Below are 20,935 nucleotides of genomic sequence, written 5' to 3'. Positions count from 1 at the left end.
TTTATCAGCTTTTTATCAAAAATCAATATCTTAAAAAAACTTTCGTTAATGTACATTAAAATAGATTTTTTTAGCTTGAAAAATATAATTATCAATATAAAATGTGTGTTAAATTATTTAACATTTTTTTATATTAATATATATCAACAAAAAAATAAATAGAAAGTTTCTAATACTACATATAAAACAATTTTATATAATACTACTTAAATAACAAAGTCAAAACATCTTTAAGATTTTTAAGTTCAACTATCTCTATATTTTTAAAATCGTTCTTTTTGATATTTCCCTTTGCTATAAATATTTTATCAAAACCCATTCTGTAAAGTTCTTTAATTCGTGTTTCAAGATTAGGAACTTTTTTAAGCTCCCCTGTTAAACCAACATCTGCAATAAAAGCAAAATTTGAAGGCACAGGCTTCTTATAAACTGATGAAGCTATACTTACTATTATTGCAAGATTTACAAAAGGCTCTTTAAACTTTATACCACCAGTGGCTTTTATAACAACATTTTTATTAAAAAGGTCTATTCCTCCTCTCTGTTCTAATATTGATATAACAGTATTGAGCTGTTCACGTTTTATAGCTTCTCCAATTCTTGAAGGATATGGAGTAAATGAATTTGACACAAGACTTTCTATTTCTGCAATAATAGGTCTTGAGCCTTCACGTATAACAGTTATAGCACTTCCAGAAACAGCATCTTTAGGGTCTCTTTGGGTGACAAAAAATTCAGAAGGGTTATCTATTGAAACAAGTCCCTTTTCAGTCATAGAGAAAAATCCCATTTCTCCCGTACTTCCAAAACGGTTTTTTGTGGCAGTTATACTTCTAAGCTCATTTTCGCTATCTCCCTCCATAACAAAAACAGCATCAACAAGATGTTCAAGAGAGCGAAGTCCTGCTATCTCATCATTTTTATTCATCTGACCAATTATTATTGATGCACAAGGCTTTTTTCCAGACTTTGCAATTCTTACAACTTCAGCAGCACACTCCATTGTCTGGGCTGGATTTCCCACTCTAGCTGGAAGAAGTTCTTCAAGGGCAAAGGTCTGTATACTATCTATAACCAAAAAGTCTGGCTCTATTGTATTTACAGCATCAATGACACTATTCATATTTGTATCTGATATAATCCAAACATTTTCGTTTATACTATCAAGTATTCTGTCAGCCCTTGACCTTATCTGGCTTTCACTCTCCTCACCTGTGGCATATACAACTTTCATTCCCTGAGTTGCAATATCATTTGCTATTGTCAAAGTTAAAGTTGATTTTCCACCTCCCGGAGGAGATGTTATTATCATTACAGAATCACGAACTATTCCACCACCTGTAATTCTGTTAAATTCATTTATTTTAGTTATTATTCTATCACTGTTATTAACCTTTACATCAGAAAGTCTTGTGGCGGTTTTTCTCTTTGATACAGTCTTTTTTGATGAAGTTTTTTTAATTTCTGTTTCATACTCCTCGAAAGTATTCCAATTTCCACACTCAGGGCATTTTCCAAGCCATTTTGCAGATTTATATCCACATTCATTACAAACATAAGATGTTTTTATTTTCAAATAATCACCTCTATAAATATTATTTTAATATTAAAAAAATTTAAGCGTGCCAAAATTGACACGCTTAACAAAATCAGATTTTTTCAAGTTTTACATTTACAGGCTGTCCTTTAATTTCTATGCTGAAATTAACTTTTCCTGATTTATTTGAGTTAACTTTTCCCATATTTACATCATCAACGATGAATTTATATTCTTTTTCAGGTTCAAGCTCCATAAGAATTTGAATATCTTCCTCAGCCTCAGCAATAAATTTTACACCTTTTTCATCAACAGAGAAATTATGTAATGTTGCACCAGGAACAGCCTCAAGAAGGAGCTTTCCGTTTTTTTCAAGTTTTGTAATCTCTCTAAATGTTTTTACTTTGTAAAGGTCGTTTTCAACTTCAAAGTCAAGAACCTTTTTCTTTGTATCCATTAAATAATTACCAAAACTTATGGTACCGTTATCCTCGAGTCTTATTAATTCTTCAATTACTGACATTTTGTTTACCCTCCCAGGTCAAATTTTGCTATAAAAAAACAAATTATTTTTCATATATAATTATACCATAAATTTTTGAAATGGTACACAAAAACAATTAAAAAGCAGCCAAAAGGCTGCATAATTTTATTCACTATACTCTCCAAACTGTCTAAAACGGTTGTATCTTTCAGCAAGAAGTGTATCAACATTTTTTTCTGACAAAACTTTAATTTTATCAATAAGTTCTTTTTTAAGTATATCTGTTGTATATTTAAGGTTGTTGTGAAGTCCTTCTTCCGGTTCAGGAATGATTTTATCAATAACATTATTCTTAATAAGGTCTTCAGCAGTTATTTTCATAAGTTCAGCCGCTTCCTCAACACGAGTAGGGTCTCTCCAAAGTATACTAGCAAATCCTTCAGGAGAAAGAACGGCATACATACCATTTTCAAGCATCCAAACTTCATCGGCAACAGCAAGAGCTAAAGCTCCACCGCTTCCACCTTCACCTATAAATATACATATAATAGGCACTTTAAGGTCAGCCATTTCAATAAGATTTCTTGCAATAGCTTCTCCCTGACCTCTTTCCTCTGCACCAATACCACAGTAGGCACCTGATGTATTTACAAATGTAATTACAGGTCTGTTAAATTTTTCAGCCTGTTTCATAAGTCTTAAAGCTTTACGATATCCTTCAGGGTGTGGAGAACCAAAGTTTCTAGCCAAATTATCCTCAATAGTGTGACCTTTCTGAACACCTACAACAGTAACAGGTTTCCCATCAAGAGTGGCAATACCACCAACTATTGATTTGTCATCTTTGAAAAGACGGTCTCCGTGGAACTCTATAAAATCATCAAAAATTTCAGCTATAAATTCAAGAGTTGTAGGTCTTGAAATCATTCTTGAAGCATTAACGGATTTCATAGCTCTATTCATTAAAAACCGCCTCCTTCACAACAATGAATTTTAAGTATTTTTCCTAAAGTATCTTTAAGCTCGTCACGTCTTACTATTTTATCAACAAAACCATGTTCAAGCTGGAATTCTGCTGTCTGGAAACCTTCAGGAAGTTTTTCATTTATAGTTCCCTCAATAACTCTTTGACCAGCAAAACCTATAAGAGTTTTAGGTTCAGCAAGTATAATATCACCAAGCATACCAAAACTTGCACTTACACCACCAGTTGTAGGGTCTGTAAGAACAGTTATATATAAAAGTCCTGCATCATTATGTTTTGAAAGTGCAGCACTTACTTTTGCCATCTGCATAAGAGATATAATACCCTCCTGCATTCTTGCACCACCTGATGTTGTAAATATAATGATAGGAAGTTTTAATTCTGTTGCTTTTTCAACAGCTCTTGTAACTTTTTCACCTACAACAGAACCCATTGAACCCATCATAAAGTTACTATCCATAACAGCAATAACAGTTTTAAAGCCATTTATTGTACAAAGACCTGTCACAACACCATCTTTAAGACCGGATTTCTCTTGAGCCTTTTTGATTGTAACATCATAATCAGGATATCCCATAGGATTTTTAGCACACATATTGCCATTAATTTCCTCAAATGAATTTTCATCAGTTAAAAGGGCTATTCTCTCCATAGCTCCTATTCTGAAATGTCCGCCGCAATGAGGGCATATTTTATATTCACCGATATCCTTATTATAAATGGTTTTTTTACAATATTTACATTTTAACCAAAGACCATCAGGAATACTTGGAGACTCTATGTCTTCATTGTTATGTGTTGCCTGAACAGTCTGTATTTTAATATAATTCTTCTTTTTGAATAAATTCAAAGGCTATGCCCCCCTTACTTTTTTTCGGCTTTTTATTTTATAATTTCTCTGCCTATAAAAGAAGTATCAAATTTACCTTCCAAATAGAGTTTATTATTAAGTATTGCCTCTTGGAATTCTATATTTGTATCTATTCCATGTATAACAAATTCCTCAAGGGCTCTTTTCATTTTTGCGATTGCCTCGTTTCTGTCAGAACCATATGTTATAACCTTAGCAATCATTGAATCATAATATGGTGGTATAGTATAGCCTGCATAAACAGCACTATCTACACGAAGTCCCATTCCGCCTCCCGGCATAAGAAGATAATCTATTTTTCCTGGAGAAGGAGCGAAATTTCTTGAAGGATTTTCCGCATTTATACGACATTCTATTGCATGACCTTTAAACACAACATCTTCCTGAGTGAATGAAAGAGGTTCGTTTGACGCAATTTTTATCTGTTCTTTTACAATGTCAATTCCTGTAATCATTTCTGTTACAGGGTGTTCAACCTGAATACGAGTGTTCATCTCCATAAAATAGAATTTCTGTGAGCTTTCCTCATATAAAAATTCTATTGTTCCAGCACTCTTATATCCAACAATTTTTGCTGCGCGAATAGCAGCCTCACCCATTTTTGTACGTATATCTTCAGATAAAGCAGGAGAAGGAGCTTCCTCAAGAACTTTTTGATTTCTTCTCTGCATTGAGCAGTCTCTCTCACCAAGATGAACAACATTTCCGAAGTTATCTCCGAGAACCTGTACTTCTATATGACGAGCATTCTCAATAAGTTTTTCCATATACATGGCATCATCACCGAATGCTGCAATAGTTTCACTCTGAGCTGCTTCAAAAGCTTTTGCAAGTTCACCTTTTTCTCTTACTATACGTATACCCTTTCCGCCACCGCCGGCAGAAGCCTTTACAATAACAGGATAACCAAGTCTCTCAGCTACTTCATAAGCCTCATCAATGCTATTTACAACACCGTCACTTCCCGGTATAACAGGAACATTAGCTTTTATCATAAGCTGTCTTGCATTTGATTTGTTTCCCATTTCATCTATTGTTTTTGGGTCTGGGCCTATAAATTTTATATTACATTCCTCGCACATTGTTGCAAATGTGGAATTTTCTGCAAGAAATCCAAAGCCCGGGTGGATTGCCTGAGCTTTTTTCAAAACAGCGGCACTTATAATATTCTGCATATTAAGGTAACTGTCTGTACCTCTTGCAGGACCTATACATACAGCTTCATCAGCAAGCTGAGTATGTAAAGCATCTCTGTCCGGTTCTGAGAACACAGCTATTGTATGTATTCCCATTTCACGACAGGCTCTTATTATTCTTACTGCTATTTCGCCTCTGTTAGCTATCAAAATTCTTTCAATCACAAAAACACCTCCAAAATTTTTTGGAAATTATCCAATCATAAATGTGATTTCAGCTTCTGCTGCTTTTTTGTCTCCAACATAAGCAACACCTTTTGCAACACCGGCATTTTTCTTGAGTTTTAAAAGCTCAACTTCAAGACGAAGTGTATCTCCTGGAACTACATTTCTTCTAAATTTAGCTTTGTCAACAGCTGCAAGGAAAGCAATTTTTCCTTTAAACTCATCTTTTGCCAATACTGCAACAGCACCAGCCTGAGCCATAGCCTCAATTATAAGAACTCCTGGCATTACAGGCATCTGTGGAAAATGTCCCTGAAAGAAAGGTTCATTCATTGTAACATTTTTTGTTGCAACTACTCTTTCACCCTCAACAACCTCATCAATTCTATCAACGAGAAGGAATGGGTATCTGTGAGGTATTATTTTCATAATTTCATTTATATCCATCATAATTAAATTCTCCTTAACCAATAGCAAAAAGAGGTTCACCAAACTCTACAAGCTGACCATTCTCAACGAATATTTCTAAAACTTCACCGTCAAAATCGCTTGTTATTTCGTTCATAACCTTCATTGCCTCAACAATACAAAGAACATCACCTTTTGAAACTTTATCTCCCTTTGAAACAATAGGAGGTTTTCCTGGGCTTGTGCTTGAATAGAATGTTCCAACGATAGGAGATTTTACAATGTTTCCTGAAATTTCAGGAGCTTTCTCCTCCTCTTTTACAGTTTCACCCTGTGGAGCTACTGTTGAAGGTGTAGAATTTACAACAGGAGCAGTTGGCTGTGGAGCTACTGGCATCTGTGGAGCAGGAGCAACTGGTGGAACTAAATCTGAAGGAGCAAACTCTTTTCCTGTCTTACTCATTTTAACATTAACATTATCCATAGACAATTCAAAATTTGTAAGTTTAGAATTATCTATTATACCGATAAGTTCTTTTATATCATTATAATTCATTATTTACCCTCCCATTTCTTGAAACAGAGAACAGCATTATGTCCTCCGAAACCAAGAGAATTTGATAATGCATATTTAAGGTCTGCACTTCTACCTACGTAAGGAACACAGTCAAAGTTACAGCTTTCATCTTTTTCATCAACATTTAATGTAGGTGGTATAAATCCATCTTCAAGGGCTTTAATACAAGCAATAGCCTCTATTGCACCGGCAGCACCAAGAAGGTGTCCTGTCATTGATTTTGTTGAGCTTACAGGAACATTAGGAGCTTCATCACCTAAAGCATAGTTTATAGCTTTAATTTCAGAAGTTTCATTTGCTGGTGTACTTGTTCCATGAGCATTTATATATGAAACATCAGAAGGTTTAATTCCTGCTTCTTCCATAGCAAGTTTCATAGCTTTACCAGCACCACTTCCGTCTGGAGAAGGAGCTGTCATATGATATGCATCACCTGTTGCACCATATCCAACAACCTCACCATATATTTTAGCATCTCTTTTAAGAGCGTGTTCAAGTTCCTCAAGTATAACAACACCTGAACCGTCACCCATAACAAAACCATCTCTGTTTTTGTCAAAAGGTCTACAAGCCTTTTTAGGGTCTGGATTTGTTGAAAGAGCTGTAAGATTTGTAAATCCTGCAACACCAATTTCAGATATAGCAGCCTCAGCTCCTCCGGCGATTATAATATCAGAATATCCATGTTTGATACTTCTGAAAGCGTCACCTATACAGTTTGTACCTGTTGCACAAGCTGTAACTATATTCTCACAAACACCTTTAGCACCAAATTTTATTGCAATATTTCCGGCTACCATGTTACCAATCGCCATAGGTATGAAAAGAGGAGAAACTTTTGAAGGACCTTTTGCAAAAAGTTTTCCAACCTGCTCCTGTATTGTAATCATACCGCCGATACCAGAACCAACAATAACACCAAAACGGTCTTTATCTATCTCATCAAGATTAAGTTTAGAGTCCTCAACAGCCTGTGTTGCAGCTGCAATACCATAAATAGAAACAAGGTCATTTCTTTTAAGCTCTTTTTTCTGAACGTATAAAGTAGGGTCAAAATCCTTAACTTCAGCAGCAATCTTTACTTTAAAATCTGTTGTATCAAAGCTTTTTATAAAATCTATACCGCTAACACCATTTTTAATGCTGTTCCAGAAATCATCAACATTATTTCCAACAGGTGTTATAGCACCCATACCGGTAATAACTACTCTTCTATCCATAAAATCAAACTACCGTCCTCTCTCAGTTCATTACCATTCCGCCGTCTACATTGAGAACTTGGCCTGTGATATATCTGTTTTTTGCAAGGAATACAACGGCCTCTGCAACATCTTCAGCAGAACCGAATTTTTTAAGAGGTATTGTATTAAGCATTGCCTCTTTAGTCTCCTCTTTAAGAACAGCTGTCATATCTGTTTCAATAAATCCAGGAGCAATAGCATTGCAAGTTATTCCTCTTGCTGCAAGCTCTCTTGCTGCTGATTTTGTAAGACCGATTACACCAGCTTTTGATGCAGCATAGTTAGCCTGACCTATATTTCCCATAAGACCAACAACAGATGAAAGGTTTATAATAGCACCGCTTCTCTGTTTAAGCATAACAGATGAAACGTGTCTTATAGTATTAAATGCACCTTTAAGGTTTGTATTTATAACAGAGTCAAATTCTTCCTCTGACATTCTCATAAGAAGCATATCTCTTGTGATACCTGCATTGTTTACAAGAACATCAACAGAACCAAACTGTTTTTTAGCATCTTTAATAAGAGCTTCAGCCTCACTGTAAACACTTACATCAGCTTTATATGGCATACATTCAACACCATAGCTCTTTATTTCATCAATAAGCTCATCAGAAACAGTACTTCTGTAATTTAAAACAATATTACAGCCTTCTTTTGCAAAACGTAAAGCGATAGCTCTACCTATACCCTTTGCAGCACCTGTTACGATAACTGTTTTATTTTTAAGCATAAAATTTCTCCTTTAAAAAATTAACCATTGAGTTTTGCCAATGTTTTCTCAAGGGATTTCATATCTTCCACATTGAGAATAGTAACACCCTTAAGAGTTCTCTTTACAAAACCACTAAGAGCTTTTCCTGGCCCTATTTCTATAAATGTGTCAACACCAAGTTCAGATAATTTCTGTATAGTGTCCTCCCATTTTACAGGGCTCATAACCTGTTTTATTAAAAGAGGAGCAATATCCTCGTTATTTTCAATTATATCTCCTGTAACATTTGTAATTACAGGTATTTCCATATTTTTAAAGTTTATATTTTTAAGTTCCTCTGCAAGCTTATCAGAAGCTGGTTTTAAAAGTTCTGTGTGGAAAGGTCCACTTACATTAAGTTTAACTGTAAGTTTTGCACCTTTTTCTTTTGCTATTGAAGCAGCTTTTTCAACAGCCTCAGCAATTCCGGCAATAACAATCTGTCCTGGAGCATTATAGTTTGCAGGGGCAACATATCCTATATCAGAAGCCTCTTTACAACATTCTAAAACTGTGTCTCTGTCAAGTCCCATAATGGCATACATACCACCAACACCAAAAGGAACAGCCTCTGTCATGTATTTACCTCTCTTTTTAACGAGAGCAACAGCCTCATCAAAGTCCATTGAGCCACTAGCAACATGAGCAGAATACTCTCCAAGGCTTAAACCTGCCACATAATCTGCTTTTATACCCTTCTCCTCAAGAACTTTTAATGCTGCAATACTAACTGTAAGTATAGCTGGCTGTGTATTTTCTGTTTTATTAAGTTCTTCTTCATTCTCAAAGCACATGTCTTTTATAGAAAAACCAAGTGCTTTATCAGCTCTGTCAAATATCTCTTTTGCACATTCAAAATTTTCGTATAATTCTTTACCCATACCCATATACTGGGCACCCTGTCCACTGAACATAAAAACTGTTTTCATATTCTACCACCTATTTATCCATATACAACAAAGCGGAACGCAAACATAAAGTCTGCGTCCGTTTTGTCTTTTCAAAAAAAATTATCTTATTAATCCTGGTGCTTTAGCCATGATTTCTTTGTACTCATTGTACATTTCTTCAATCATTTCTTTAGCTGTCTGTTCTTTAGAAACGAGACCTGCAATCTGTCCTGACATAACAGAACCGTTATCAACATCTCCCTCTTTAACAGCTCTTCTTAAAGCACCTCTTCCAAGAGCGTCAAGCTCTTCCTGAGAAGCATTGTTTTTCTCAAGAGCCTCAAAAGCTCTTGCAAGTTTATTTCTTAAAACTCTTACAGGGTGTCCTGTGGACTGACCTGTTGTAGTTGTATCAATATCTTTTGCTTTTAATATTTTTTCCTTGTATTTTTCATGTACTGTACATTCTTTAGCAACAAGGAAACGTGTTCCAAGCTGGAAGCCTGAAGCACCAAGCATTGTAGCAGCAGCCATTCCTCTACCGTCAGCAATACCGCCAGCAGCAATAACAGGAACATTTACAGCATCAACAACCTGTGGCACAAGAGCCATAGTTGTTGTTTTACCAACATGACCGCCAGATTCAGTACCTTCAGCTATAACAGCATCAGCACCGTCTTTTACAAATTTCTTTGCCATGGCAACAGAAGGAACAACAGGTATAACTTTAACGCCTGCTTCCTTGAACTGTGGCATATATTTAAGAGGTGAACCTGCACCTGTTGTTACAACAGGAACTTTCTCCTCACAGATAACCTTTACAATATCTTCAACGAAAGCTGATAAAAGCATAACGTTTACAGCAAAAGGTTTGTCTGTCATTTCTTTTATCCTTCTTATTTCGGCACGACAGCCTTCACCGTCAAGATGACCTGTTGCCAAAACTCCAAGACCGCCTGCATTTGATACAGCAGAAACAAGCTCTGCATCTGAAATCCAAGCCATAGCACCCTGGAATATAGGATATTTTATTCCAAGCATTTCACAAATATCTGCGTACATTTTTTCCACCTTTGTCCTTCAAGTAAAAAATTATTTATCCATGTTTTCTTCAACAAATTTTACAGCGTCAGCAACTGTTTTGATAGCTTCAGCATCTTCAATTTTAACATCAAATTCATCTTCAATATCATTGATAATCTGGAAAAGGTCTAATGAATCAGCCTCAAGGTCTTCTTTAACGCTTGTTTCCATTGTTATTTCTTCTACATCTTTACCTGTCTGTTCTGCAATAATTTCTCTAATTTTCTCAAATACCATTTTAAATTCCTCCTAAAATTTGAATAATTATTTTTATTTTTATGATTAATTATAAGTGCTGCCTTTTACCATTCTATAAGCATACTTCCCCAAGTAAGACCACCGCCGAAACCTGTAATAAGTATCTTATCTCCTCTTTCAAGCATACCAGCCTGAACCATTTCATCAAGAGCAATAGGAATAGTTGCTGATGATGTATTAGCATAGTTCTCTATATTTATGTAAAATTTATCCATAGGTATTCCTGTTTTTCTTGAAATTACTTCGATAATTCTGTAATTTGCCTGATGAGGAACAACATATTTTATGTCATCTATGCTTATTTTTGTTTCTTCAATTATTTTGTTGATACTCTTAGGCACTTGTCTTGTTGCAAACTGGAAAACAGCTTTTCCGTCCATATTTATACATGAAGGAGCTTCTTTTTCCATTCCATTAAACACATTAGAAGCAAGTATGTGGTTTACAGTAAGTGACATGCCTTTTTTACCGTCACTTCCAATGTCTTCAGCAATAATTCCGCCACTTTCACTTCTCTCAACAAAAGCACCAGCAGAGCCGTCACCAAAAAGAACACAAGTTGTTCTGTCTGTCCAATCGGTAAGTTTTGAAAGTACCTCTGTACCAATTACCATTACATTTTTATATACTCCAGTTTTAATAAATTTGTCTGCTACACTTAAAGCATAGACAAATCCAGAGCAAGCTGCTGTAATGTCAAAAGCAACTGCGTTTTTAGCTCCTATGTTAGCCTGAACAACACAAGCTGTTGAAGGAGTAGAATAATCAGATGATACAGTTGCAACTATAATAAGCTCTATATCAAGAGGATTTATATTCCCTCTTTCTATTATAGCATTTGCAGTTTTTGTTGCAAGGTCTGACGCATTTTCCCCCTCAGAAACATGACGTTTTTTAATGCCTGTTCTTGAAGAAATCCATTCGTCATTTGTATCAACTATTTTAGAAAGTTCATCATTTGTAACAATTCTTTCCGGAACATAACTTCCGGTATACACGATTCTAGAAGAATACATATTTATCTCCTTTTCACCAAATATCCTTACTTACAGTTTAAATTATATTTCTCTTTCAAAAATACGCTAAGTTTTGAGAGTGATTTTCTAAGAGCCAAATCCTCCTCAGGTGATAAATCTGCAATAGCAGTTTTTACCATATCAGCATGAAATTTTTCATGAACTCTGTAAAGAAGGCGTCCTTTTTTAGTAAGACCGACTTTTACTACTCTTCTGTCATTATCACTTCTGTATCTTTCGCAATATCCTTTTTTAACAAGGTTATTGACTGCAACAGTAAGGGTGCCTACTGTTATGTTAAGTTTTTTTGCAATCTCACTCATACTTTTAGGCTCGTACATTCCTATCTCCTCAATAGTATGAACCTCTGTTACGGAAACATCATTAAACTGTCCTGACTTTAGAGCATTTTCTTCTATAACGAGTATGTCATTGAAAACTTCAACTAAAAGTTCATTAATAACAGCTAATGTTTCTTCCATATATTCCTCCATAACAATTTGTTTATCAAATATTTTGACAATCAAAGTATATATTATATTTCAATTCTAGTCAATAGTTTTTTTCCTTAAAACCCTAAAACATCAACATTTCAACAGGTTTACACATATATTTTAAAACATAGTTATTGACACTACATGTCATATATATTATATTATTATTAGATAAAATTTTGATATTCAAAACTTTTCATGGAGATGAATTTATATGAAACTTAAACCTTTAATTATAGGCGACCTTAAAGCCGAAGTTCCAATCATTCAGGGGGGTATGGGCGTTGGTATAAGTCTTTCTTCTCTTGCAGGTGCAGTTGCAAAAGAAGGAGCAATAGGTATTATATCGGCAGCTCAACCGGGATATAAAGATGAAAAATCTTTTGGTGAACATTCTGCAGAAACAAATTTCGAAGCATTAAAATATCACATAAAAGAAGCAAAAAGAATATCTAATGGTGGCATTATAGGTGTCAATGTAATGCGTGCCTCAAGACGTTATGATGAATATATAAAATGTTGTATTGATGGTGGTGCTGACATAATAATTTCTGGTGCAGGTCTTCCAATAGAACTTCCTGCTCTATTAAAAGATACAAATGTAAAATTTGCTCCTATTGTTTCATCATTAAAAGCAATAAAAGTACTTTTCAAAATGTGGGATAGAAGATATAAAACAATTTCTGACTTTGTTGTTATAGAAGGTCCAAAAGCTGGAGGTCATCTTGGTTTTTCACCAGAAGAACTTGAAAAAAATGATTTTTCAAACTATGATGAAGAAGTTGTAAAAATAATTGAATATGTAAAAGAATTTGAAGAAAAGTATAATAAAAGTATACCTGTAATATTTGCAGGTGGTGTTTATGACAGAAGTGATATTGACCATTATATGAGCCTTGGTTGTGCTGGTGTTCAAATGGCTACACGTTTTGTTGCAACAGAGGAATGTGATGCTGACATAAAATATAAAATGGCATATGTAAATGCTAAAAAAGAAGATATAGTTATTGTAAAAAGTCCTGTTGGTATGCCGGGACGTGCAATAAGAAATGATTTTATAAAACTTAGAGAAAAAGAACGTGAAAACGTAACAAAATGTTATCGTTGTCTTGACCATTGTAATCCAAAAGAAACACCTTATTGTATAACAAGTGCTCTTGTTCGTGCTGTAAAAGGTGATGTCGATAATTCACTTATATTCTGTGGTGAAAATGCTTACAGAATAGATAAAATCGTTACTGTAAAAGAACTTTTAGACGAACTTAATAACTAAAAATAAAAAATGTAGAAATAATAATTATTTCTACATTTTTTTATTTTTTAAATTGTTTTTTCTAAATAAACCATATCAATTAATTGTACACCACATTCAAAAATAGGATTATTATAATTATCTACAAAAAAGTTTTTAATACGATAACTTTCTTTAAAACCACATTTTTTATAAAAAGGTATTGTTAAAATACTATCTCCTGTACCTACACGAAGAATATTAAATTTATGTTTATATTTTTCTTCAATAAATTTAATAAGATATTTACCATATCCTTTATTTTGATATTCAGGTAATGTAGCAATATTTTTTATTTCAACAACTCCATTGCCCTCATCAGTTATAATACATTCAGATTTTACACCATTATCATATAATATGAACATAGTTCCTTTATCAATGTATTTATCAATCATATCTTCTTGTTCATCAGCTAAAATAAGAAGTTCAATATACTTTTTTTTATTTTCTTTAACTTCTATTATTTTCATAATATACAATATTTATCCATATAGTTTTTCATATTTTCAAGAACATCTCCATAAGTTCCCTGTTCTTTTAAATATTCATAAATATCAGCAACAGATATTATTGAATGAACATTAATTCCAAATTCTTCTTTAACTTCCATAATAGCTGTCTTTTCGCTGTTCTGTCCAACTTCACAACGATTTACAGATATAAACATATCGTTAACTTTTACATCAGCACTTCCTAAAAGTATAGGCATTGTCTCTCTTATAGCTGTTCCTGCTGTTATAACATCTTCAATAATTATTACTCTGTCACCGTCAACAGGTTTGTAACCTACAAGGCTTCCGCCTTCACCGTGGTCTTTAACTTCTTTTCTGTTAAAGAAATATGGTTTATCTATGTCATATTCTGTTGCAAGAGTTGCTGCTGTTGCTGCTGCAAGAGGTATTCCCTTATAAGCAGGCCCAAACATTGCGTCAAATTCTTCTCCGCAAGTTTCTTTTATAAGTTCAGCATAGAATTTTCCTAAAGTTGCAATCTGCTTTCCTGTTTTGTAGTTTCCTGTATTTACAAAGTATGGTGTTAAACGACCACTTTTTGTTTTAAACTCGCCAAAACGAAGAACGTCAGCACTCATCATAAATTCAATAAATTCTTTTTTCTTTGCAGTTAACATATTTAATATCCTCCATTAATCAATAATACCACGTATTTCTGATAAATCTTTTATACCATATTTTCTCATATAGTTTTCAATTCCTTCAACAACCTCTATTGTTGCATAAGGATTTGCAAAGTTCGCTGTACCAACAGCAACACCAGTTGCACCAGCCATAATAAATTCTATTGCGTCATCACCGTTTGAAATTCCACCCATACCAATTACAGGCACATCAACAGCTTTACAAACTTGATAAACCATTCTAACAGCAACAGGTTTAACAGCAGGACCAGAGAAACCACCTATTTTATTAGCCAAAACAGGTTTTCTTCTGTGAATATCTATTCTCATACCCATAAGAGTGTTTATAAGAGAAAGGGCGTCAGCTCCACCACTTACAGCAGCTCTTGCAATCTCTGTAATATCTGTTACATTAGGGCTTAATTTTACTATAAGAGGTTTTGTAGTATATTTTTTAACCTCTGATACAACTTTTTCAACCATAAGAGGCTGTGTTCCGAAAGCGATACCACCCTCAGAAACATTAGGACATGATATATTAAGTTCAAATAAATCTATATCAGCATCAGAAAGTTTTTCGGCAACCTCACAATATTCTTCTATGGAATGACCGCATATATTAACAATAATTTTTGTATCAAACTGTCTTAAAAATGGAATATCATTTTCCATAAAATAATCAGCACCAGGGTTCTGTAAACCTACTGAGTTAAGCATACCGCCATAAGTTTCAGCAATACGAGGAGCATTATTTCCCTTCCAAGGGTGTGCCGCTACACCTTTTACAGTTACAGCACCAAGTCTATTAAGGTCTACAAATTCACCGTACTCTCTACCTGAACCGAATGTACCTGAGGCTGTTGTGACAGGATTTTTCATCTCAACACCACATATATTTACAGTTGTATTAATATTACTCATTCCAAACCACCTCATTACTTAAGAATACAGGGCCGTCCTTACAAACCTTAAGATTTGACCAATCGCTTTCCCCTTCTTTTTTAATTTTTACAGCACAACCAACACAAGCACCTATTCCACAAGCCATTCTTTCCTCCATAGAAACCTGTGCTTTAATTCCTTTTTCTTCCGCCCAATCAGCCACAGCTTTAAGCATTATTTTAGGACCACAAGAATATATTGCATCAACAACAGGATTGATTTCTCTTACAAGCTGAACTGAATTTCCCTTAAATCCTTCTGAACCGTCATCAGTTGCCACATAAACCTCTGCACCAAGAGCTTTGAACTCATCAACAAGTATAGGGTTTGTTCTTGCACCTATAAATACATATTTTTTGCCTTCAAGTCTCTTTGCAAGCTCAAGAAGTGGAGGAACACCAATTCCACCACCTATAAGTACATTATTTTCATGTTTTTCTGATATATCGTAACCATTTCCGAGAGGTCCTAAAACTTTAACAGTATCTCCTGCTTTTAAAGCTGAAAAAAGCTCTGTTCCTTTTCCAACAACCTGAAATACCATTCTTATAGTACCTTTTTCCTCATCAATACCACATATACTTATAGGACGTGGAAGTATATACTCTCCCTTTCCTGTGTAAACATTTATAAACTGTCCCGCCTTTGCCTCTTTTGCTATTTCAGGGACAAGTATGGTCATATCATATATATTTTCAGATATATCTTGATTTTTGATTATTTCTGCAATATGTATTGATTTCATACATTTCCTCCAAAATTTTTATTGTAAAACAGGGAATAATAATATTTATTCCCTGTTTTTTAAATTTTATTATTTTAATCTATATTTGTTAAGGTCGTCTCTCATGTCGATTACAGCCTGTCTTGAAGCCTTAGCAAAATCTTTTTCAGAGAACATATCTTTATATTTTGCATTTTTGTATGCTGCAATAATTCCTCTTGATGAGTTTACAATAGCACCGAGACCGTTTTCATCAAAGCAAACTGCAAGGTCTTCTGCTTTTCCACCCTGTGCACCATATCCAGGTACAAGGAAGAATGTATGAGGCATTAATTTTCTTAAGTTTTCAGCCTGACTTGGGTGTGTAGCACCTACAACAGCTCCAACACTGCTGTAACCATATTCACCTCTGAAAGCTTCTCCCCATTTCTCTGTAAGCTCTCCAACTTTTTCATAAAGTTTCATACCGTTTACATCAAGGTCCTGAAGTTCTCCACTGTTTGGATTTGATGTTTTAACAAGTACAAACATACCTCTTTCATAATCTTTACAGTTTCCAAAGTATGGCTCTATTGAGTCAATACCAAGATATGGATTTAATGTTATAAAATCCTCATAGTATATTTCAAGTTTTTCTCCGCCAATATCAACACGTCCAATATGTCCATCAGAATAAGCCTCTGCTGTTGAAGCTATATCACTTCTCTTAATATCTCCGATAATAACAAGACCTTTGCTTTTAGCATACTTAATTGTTCTTATATAACACTCCATACCTTCAGGTCCAAACATTTCATACATAGCAACCTGTGGTTTAACAGCTGGTATAAGGTCATATGTTGCGTCAATTATCTCTTTATTAAACATAAAGAATGCTTCAGCAACAGCCTTAGGAGTTTTTCCATATTTTTCATAACATTCATTTACAATATGCTCTGGAACGTATGAAAGACGAGGGTCAAGACCTACAACAGTAGGGTTATTAGTCTCTTTAATTTTCTCAATAAGTCTATCTATAATCATTTTAAATCCTCCAAAAAATTAAGCAAGTTCGCCTTTTTCAACAACAACATTTCCGCCTACTATTGTATACTCAATTTTTCCTTTAACTTCATATCCGTCAAAAGGACTGTTTTTGCTCTTTGAAGCAAATTTTGAAGTGTCAACTTTATAAACAGCTTCAGGGTCAATTACTGTAATATCGGCAACTTTTCCAACTTCAATAGAACCTTTATCAATGCCAAGCATTTTTGCAGGGTTTATTGTCATTTTTTCAATAAGCTGTGAAGGTGTAAGCCAACCTTCCTCAACAAGAACTTTTATTCCAAGTGGTAAAGCTGTTTCAAGTCCTACAATACCAAAAGCAGCTTTTTCATACTCACAATTCTTTTCTTCAATACTATGTGGAGCATGGTCTGTTGCAATAATACTTACTGTACCATCTTTTAAAGCTTCTTTAAGGGCTAAAACATCCTCAGCAGAACGAAGTGGAGGGTTCATTTTTGTATTTCCGTCATAATCCATTACAGCTTCATCAGTGAGTGTAAAGTGATGTGGACAAATTTCAGCAGTTACTTCCTCTCCTCTAGCGTGAGCTTCTCTTAAAAGCTGTATACTACCCTTTGTACTTACATGACAAATGTGAAGTTTTGACTGTGTACTTCTTGCAAGTATAATATCTCTGGCAACGATAACTTCCTCTGAGTCATTTGAAATTCCTTTAAGTCCTAAAAGCTGGCTTGCAGCACCAGCATTCATTGAGCCTCCACCAACAAGGCTTATATCTTCACAGTGAGAAAGTACAGGGATATTAAACATTTTAGCGTATTTCATAGCTGTTTTTAAAAGACCTGATGAGAGAACGCTTTTTCCGTCCTCACTTATAGCACAAGCTCCAGCATTAGCCATCTGACCGATATTCGCAAGTTCTTCCCCTTTCTGTCCTTTTGTTATAGCACCAATAGGAAGAACATTTACAACACCGTCACGTTTTGCTTTCATTTTTATATATTCAACCATTATCTCACTGTCTGTAACAGGATTTGTATTAGGCATACAACATATTGTTGTAAACCCACCTTTTGCAGCAGCTCTTGTTCCTGTTGCAATAGTCTCTTTATACTCATAGCCTGGGTCTCTCAAATGAACATGGACATCAATAAAACCAGGTGTTACCCAACATTTATCAGCGTCAATGATTTTGTCAGCATCATCATTTATATTTTTTTCAAGTTTTTCAACAATTCCGTCAACTACTAAAACGTCCATAACTTCGTCAATATTTGTTGCCGGATTTATAACTCTACCATTTTTAATAAGAAGTTTCATTATTTTTTACCTCCTTCAATAAGAAGTTTAAGAATAGCCATACGAACAGCAACACCATTCTTAACCTGTATATTAATTACAGAATGTTTTCCATCAATAACATCTGTGCTAAGCTCTATACCTCTATTTACAGGGCCTGGATGCATTACAAGAACATCGTCTTTTGCATATTTTAAAAGCTCTTTGTTTATTCCAAAAAGTTCTCTGTACTCATTAAGTCCAGGGAAAGCAGTTGTTTTCTGTCTTTCAAACTGTATACGAAGTCCCATAACAACATCAGCATCTGTTATAGCTTCTTTAACATCAGCTGTTGTTTTAACTCCTAAAAGTCCACTTCCACCTAAAAGTGTTGAAGGACCTGCAAGAGTTACGTCAGCACCTAATTTTGTGAGACCAAAAACATTACTTCTAGCAACACGGCTATGAGATATATCACCGATTATGGCAACTTTTAAGCCTTCAAAGTGTTTTTTGTAGTCAAGTATTGTATAAAGGTCCAAAAGTGCCTGTGTAGGGTGTTCGTTTGAACCATCACCAGCATTTATTACATGAGCATCAACATTTTTAGCAAGTACATGAGGTGCACCTGTAAGGCTATTTCTCATAACCATAATATCTATACCCATTTGGTCAAGAGTTTTTCCTGTATCAATAAGGCTTTCACCTTTTTTAACGCTACTTGTTGCAACTCCAAGGTCTTGAACTGTCGCACCTAAATATTTTCCAGCAAGGGCAAAGGAAGTTTTTGTTCTGGTACTGTTTTCATAGAAAAGAGTTACCATACTTTTTCCTTTAAGTTCTCCTTTTCTTAAAGAACCGTCATCTATTCTGAGTTTCATTTCTCTGGCTGTCTCAAGAATTGTAAGTATTTCCTCCTTACTCATGTCCTTAAGTCCCAGAATATCTTTTCTTTGTAACATTTTAACCCTCCTAACATATCTGCAAAAATAAAGGCAACAAAAAGAAATACTTTTTATCGCCCAAATATTAACCATAAAAAAGGAGAAAATACAAAAAACTTTTTATCAAATTTTGGTCTTAAAATTGTAAAAGTCATTGTCTTTCCTCCTCATTTGTTTTAAATATACATTGTTGAAAATTTTAGCATTTTGTATTTATTTTGTCAATATAAAAGGCAAAAAATATACTTTTAATACTAAATATAATTTTATCACAATTTTTACATTTTTTCATCATATAATTTTATATATTGCAATTATATTTTTCTAAAATAGCATATCCATCATTTACACTAATCATTGTATATGTTCCATGCTCAATTTTAAATCGCCAAAAATTTTTCTGTCCTGCGTCTATGGCTGTACAGAGAAGTGATGACAAAGTTCCATTGTGAGATGTTATAAGTATGTTATTACAATTTTTATATTTTTCTATTATATCAAAGAATGCTTTTTCTATTCTACTTGCAAACTCCATATAACTTTCACCATTAGGAAATTTTATATCAAGCCAATTTTTAGTCCATATTTTATAATTTTCAGGGTCATTTTCCCTTATATCGCTAAATGTTCTATTTTCCCAATCACCAAAATTTATTTCCCTAAGTCTTTCATCTTTGACTATATCAATATTTCTATCACCTTTTATTATCTGGGCTGTGTGATAGGCTCTTTTTAAGTCTGATGATATTATAATGTCTAAATCTATATTTTTAAAAAATTCAGATAATTTTTCAGCCTGTAAAACTCCTGTACTGTTTATGTCACAATCTGTACTTCCATAATACACCCTTTTAACATTCATTTCAGTTTGTCCATGACGTACCATATAAATATTCACAATAAATTAACCTCCATAATATACACAATCATAAATATAATTTCACCTATCTCAGAGCCTGCTCCAAGAGTGTCTCCTGTCATTCCACCGATTATTTTTTCACAATGTTTTCTAAAAATCAATCCCATTAAAAGACATATTATTATAGGTATTAAAGCATACTCTCTTAAAAATAATACAATAATCAACATTCCTAGTATTATTGTAAAAATACTTCTAAAATCGTATTTTTCCCTTAAATATATATTTCCAAGTCCTTCTCCAGTTCTAGCATATCTACTGTTAAATAATATAGGTGTAATCATTTTTCCAGCAACAGGAGCAAGTATAATAGCAAAAATTCCTTTGTCAAATCCAAGGGAGTATATAACACTTATTTTTATAAGTATATCAAAAATGATTGCCAAAGCACCATTTGTCCCAACTCTGCTATCTCTCATAATTTCAAGTATTCTCTCTTTTTTTCTTGAAGAATACAAACCGTCACAAGTATCAGCTAAACCATCAATATGGAAACCTCCTGTAACTATAACTCCTGATAAAACAGCTAAAATAGAAGATAAAAATAAACTTCCTGAAAATTCAAAAATTTTAAAAACTATACAATTTATAATTCCAACTATAAGACCTATAAAAGGATAGTAAATTATACCCTTTGAAAATTCTTCATTTGAAAGTATTGTATCATCATTAAAGGGTATAGGTATTCTTGTCAAAAATCTCATTGTCAATATAAAAAGCTTCATTAAATTA

Annotated in this window: 22 protein-coding genes and 1 pseudogene; 1 reads left to right on the top strand and 22 read right to left on the bottom strand. The window is 34.0% G+C overall.

Annotation, left to right across the window (positions count from 1 at the left end; all coding sequences use genetic code 11):
• Positions 1–202: 202 nt before the first annotated feature.
• The 13 genes and pseudogenes from radA to B5E58_RS04235 form a co-directional block, all read right to left on the bottom strand.
• Positions 203–1,576 (bottom strand): DNA repair protein RadA, encoded by a 1,374-nt coding sequence (gene radA, locus B5E58_RS04300; protein WP_088108457.1) that lies wholly within the window; start codon positions 1,574–1,576, stop codon positions 203–205.
• 73 nt (positions 1,577–1,649) lie between these two features.
• The gene (locus B5E58_RS04295) at positions 1,650–2,060 is read right to left on the bottom strand and encodes an endosialidase (protein ID WP_088108456.1); all 411 of its coding nucleotides are present in this window, start codon (positions 2,058–2,060) and stop codon (positions 1,650–1,652) included.
• A 126-nt stretch (positions 2,061–2,186) separates the two neighbouring features.
• Positions 2,187–3,856, bottom strand: a pseudogene (locus tag B5E58_RS13980) (acetyl-CoA carboxylase carboxyl transferase subunit alpha).
• A gap of 32 nt (positions 3,857–3,888) precedes the next feature.
• The gene (locus B5E58_RS04280; RefSeq protein ID WP_088108453.1) at positions 3,889–5,238 is read right to left on the bottom strand and encodes an acetyl-CoA carboxylase biotin carboxylase subunit; all 1,350 of its coding nucleotides are present in this window, start codon (positions 5,236–5,238) and stop codon (positions 3,889–3,891) included.
• 27 nt (positions 5,239–5,265) lie between these two features.
• Entirely contained in the window at positions 5,266–5,688 is a 423-nt protein-coding gene (fabZ, locus tag B5E58_RS04275) for a 3-hydroxyacyl-ACP dehydratase FabZ (protein ID WP_330395610.1), read from the bottom strand.
• Positions 5,689–5,701: 13 nt separating this feature from the next.
• Positions 5,702–6,202 (bottom strand): acetyl-CoA carboxylase biotin carboxyl carrier protein, encoded by a 501-nt coding sequence (gene accB, locus B5E58_RS04270; RefSeq protein WP_088108452.1) that lies wholly within the window; start codon positions 6,200–6,202, stop codon positions 5,702–5,704.
• On the bottom strand, positions 6,202–7,443 hold the full coding sequence (gene fabF / locus B5E58_RS04265) for a beta-ketoacyl-ACP synthase II (protein ID WP_088108451.1): 1,242 nt from the start codon (positions 7,441–7,443) through the stop codon (positions 6,202–6,204). Before fabF ends, accB begins: the two co-directional genes overlap by 1 nt.
• Before the next feature lie 22 nt (positions 7,444–7,465).
• A complete protein-coding gene (fabG, locus tag B5E58_RS04260) occupies positions 7,466–8,197 on the bottom strand; it encodes a 3-oxoacyl-[acyl-carrier-protein] reductase (protein ID WP_088108450.1) in 732 nt (243 codons plus the stop codon).
• 20 nt (positions 8,198–8,217) lie between these two features.
• Positions 8,218–9,147 carry an ACP S-malonyltransferase gene (gene fabD / locus B5E58_RS04255; RefSeq protein ID WP_088108449.1) on the bottom strand — a complete coding sequence of 310 codons (930 nt, stop codon included), beginning with the start codon at positions 9,145–9,147 and terminating at the stop codon, positions 8,218–8,220.
• A gap of 81 nt (positions 9,148–9,228) precedes the next feature.
• Positions 9,229–10,170 (bottom strand): enoyl-[acyl-carrier-protein] reductase FabK, encoded by a 942-nt coding sequence (fabK, locus tag B5E58_RS04250; RefSeq protein WP_088108448.1) that lies wholly within the window; start codon positions 10,168–10,170, stop codon positions 9,229–9,231.
• 30 nt (positions 10,171–10,200) lie between these two features.
• Positions 10,201–10,428: an acyl carrier protein gene (locus tag B5E58_RS04245; RefSeq protein ID WP_088108447.1), complete on the bottom strand. Its 228-nt coding sequence runs from the start codon at positions 10,426–10,428 to the stop codon at positions 10,201–10,203.
• A 65-nt stretch (positions 10,429–10,493) separates the two neighbouring features.
• Complete coding sequence (locus B5E58_RS04240; RefSeq protein WP_088108446.1) at positions 10,494–11,465, bottom strand: beta-ketoacyl-ACP synthase III; 972 nt, start codon at positions 11,463–11,465, stop codon at positions 10,494–10,496.
• A 26-nt stretch (positions 11,466–11,491) separates the two neighbouring features.
• Entirely contained in the window at positions 11,492–11,947 is a 456-nt protein-coding gene (locus tag B5E58_RS04235; protein WP_088108445.1) for a MarR family winged helix-turn-helix transcriptional regulator, read from the bottom strand.
• Positions 11,948–12,173: 226 nt separating this feature from the next.
• Between B5E58_RS04235 and B5E58_RS04230 the strand changes: the two genes are divergently transcribed.
• A complete protein-coding gene (locus B5E58_RS04230) occupies positions 12,174–13,232 on the top strand; it encodes an NAD(P)H-dependent flavin oxidoreductase (protein WP_088108444.1) in 1,059 nt (352 codons plus the stop codon).
• Between the two features lie 47 nt (positions 13,233–13,279).
• On the opposite strand, the gene B5E58_RS04225 is transcribed toward B5E58_RS04230, so the two are convergent.
• The 9 genes from B5E58_RS04225 to cobS all read right to left on the bottom strand — a co-directional run bounded on the left by B5E58_RS04225 (position 13,280) and on the right by cobS (position 20,928).
• Positions 13,280–13,723, bottom strand: coding sequence for a GNAT family N-acetyltransferase (locus B5E58_RS04225; RefSeq protein WP_088108504.1), 444 nt, complete (start codon positions 13,721–13,723; stop codon positions 13,280–13,282).
• A complete protein-coding gene (gene pyrE, locus B5E58_RS04220) occupies positions 13,720–14,382 on the bottom strand; it encodes an orotate phosphoribosyltransferase (protein WP_088108443.1) in 663 nt (220 codons plus the stop codon). Before pyrE ends, B5E58_RS04225 begins: the two co-directional genes overlap by 4 nt.
• 15 nt (positions 14,383–14,397) lie before the next feature.
• On the bottom strand, positions 14,398–15,309 hold the full coding sequence (locus B5E58_RS04215; RefSeq protein ID WP_088108442.1) for a dihydroorotate dehydrogenase: 912 nt from the start codon (positions 15,307–15,309) through the stop codon (positions 14,398–14,400).
• Positions 15,302–16,075, bottom strand: coding sequence for a dihydroorotate dehydrogenase electron transfer subunit (locus tag B5E58_RS04210; protein ID WP_088108441.1), 774 nt, complete (start codon positions 16,073–16,075; stop codon positions 15,302–15,304). Before B5E58_RS04210 ends, B5E58_RS04215 begins: the two co-directional genes overlap by 8 nt.
• Positions 16,076–16,144: 69 nt before the next feature.
• Positions 16,145–17,074: an orotidine-5'-phosphate decarboxylase gene (gene pyrF / locus B5E58_RS04205; RefSeq protein WP_088108503.1), complete on the bottom strand. Its 930-nt coding sequence runs from the start codon at positions 17,072–17,074 to the stop codon at positions 16,145–16,147.
• Between the two features lie 21 nt (positions 17,075–17,095).
• Entirely contained in the window at positions 17,096–18,382 is a 1,287-nt protein-coding gene (locus B5E58_RS04200) for a dihydroorotase (protein ID WP_088108440.1), read from the bottom strand.
• On the bottom strand, positions 18,382–19,302 hold the full coding sequence (locus B5E58_RS04195; RefSeq protein WP_088108439.1) for an aspartate carbamoyltransferase catalytic subunit: 921 nt from the start codon (positions 19,300–19,302) through the stop codon (positions 18,382–18,384). The genes B5E58_RS04200 and B5E58_RS04195 overlap by 1 nt, the downstream gene beginning before the upstream one ends.
• A gap of 283 nt (positions 19,303–19,585) precedes the next feature.
• Complete coding sequence (cobC, locus tag B5E58_RS04190; protein WP_088108438.1) at positions 19,586–20,182, bottom strand: alpha-ribazole phosphatase; 597 nt, start codon at positions 20,180–20,182, stop codon at positions 19,586–19,588.
• A complete protein-coding gene (cobS, locus tag B5E58_RS04185) occupies positions 20,179–20,928 on the bottom strand; it encodes an adenosylcobinamide-GDP ribazoletransferase (RefSeq protein WP_088108437.1) in 750 nt (249 codons plus the stop codon). Before cobS ends, cobC begins: the two co-directional genes overlap by 4 nt.
• Between the last annotated feature and the right edge of the window lie 7 nt (positions 20,929–20,935).

It is taken from the genome of Tyzzerella sp. An114, assembly GCF_002161055.1.
In the GTDB taxonomy this organism is placed as follows: Bacteria; Bacillota; Clostridia; order Lachnospirales; family Anaerotignaceae; genus Fimicola; species Fimicola cottocaccae.
The sequence above is the reverse complement of the archived record's forward strand: the minus strand, read 5'-3'. Positions and strand labels throughout refer to the sequence as shown.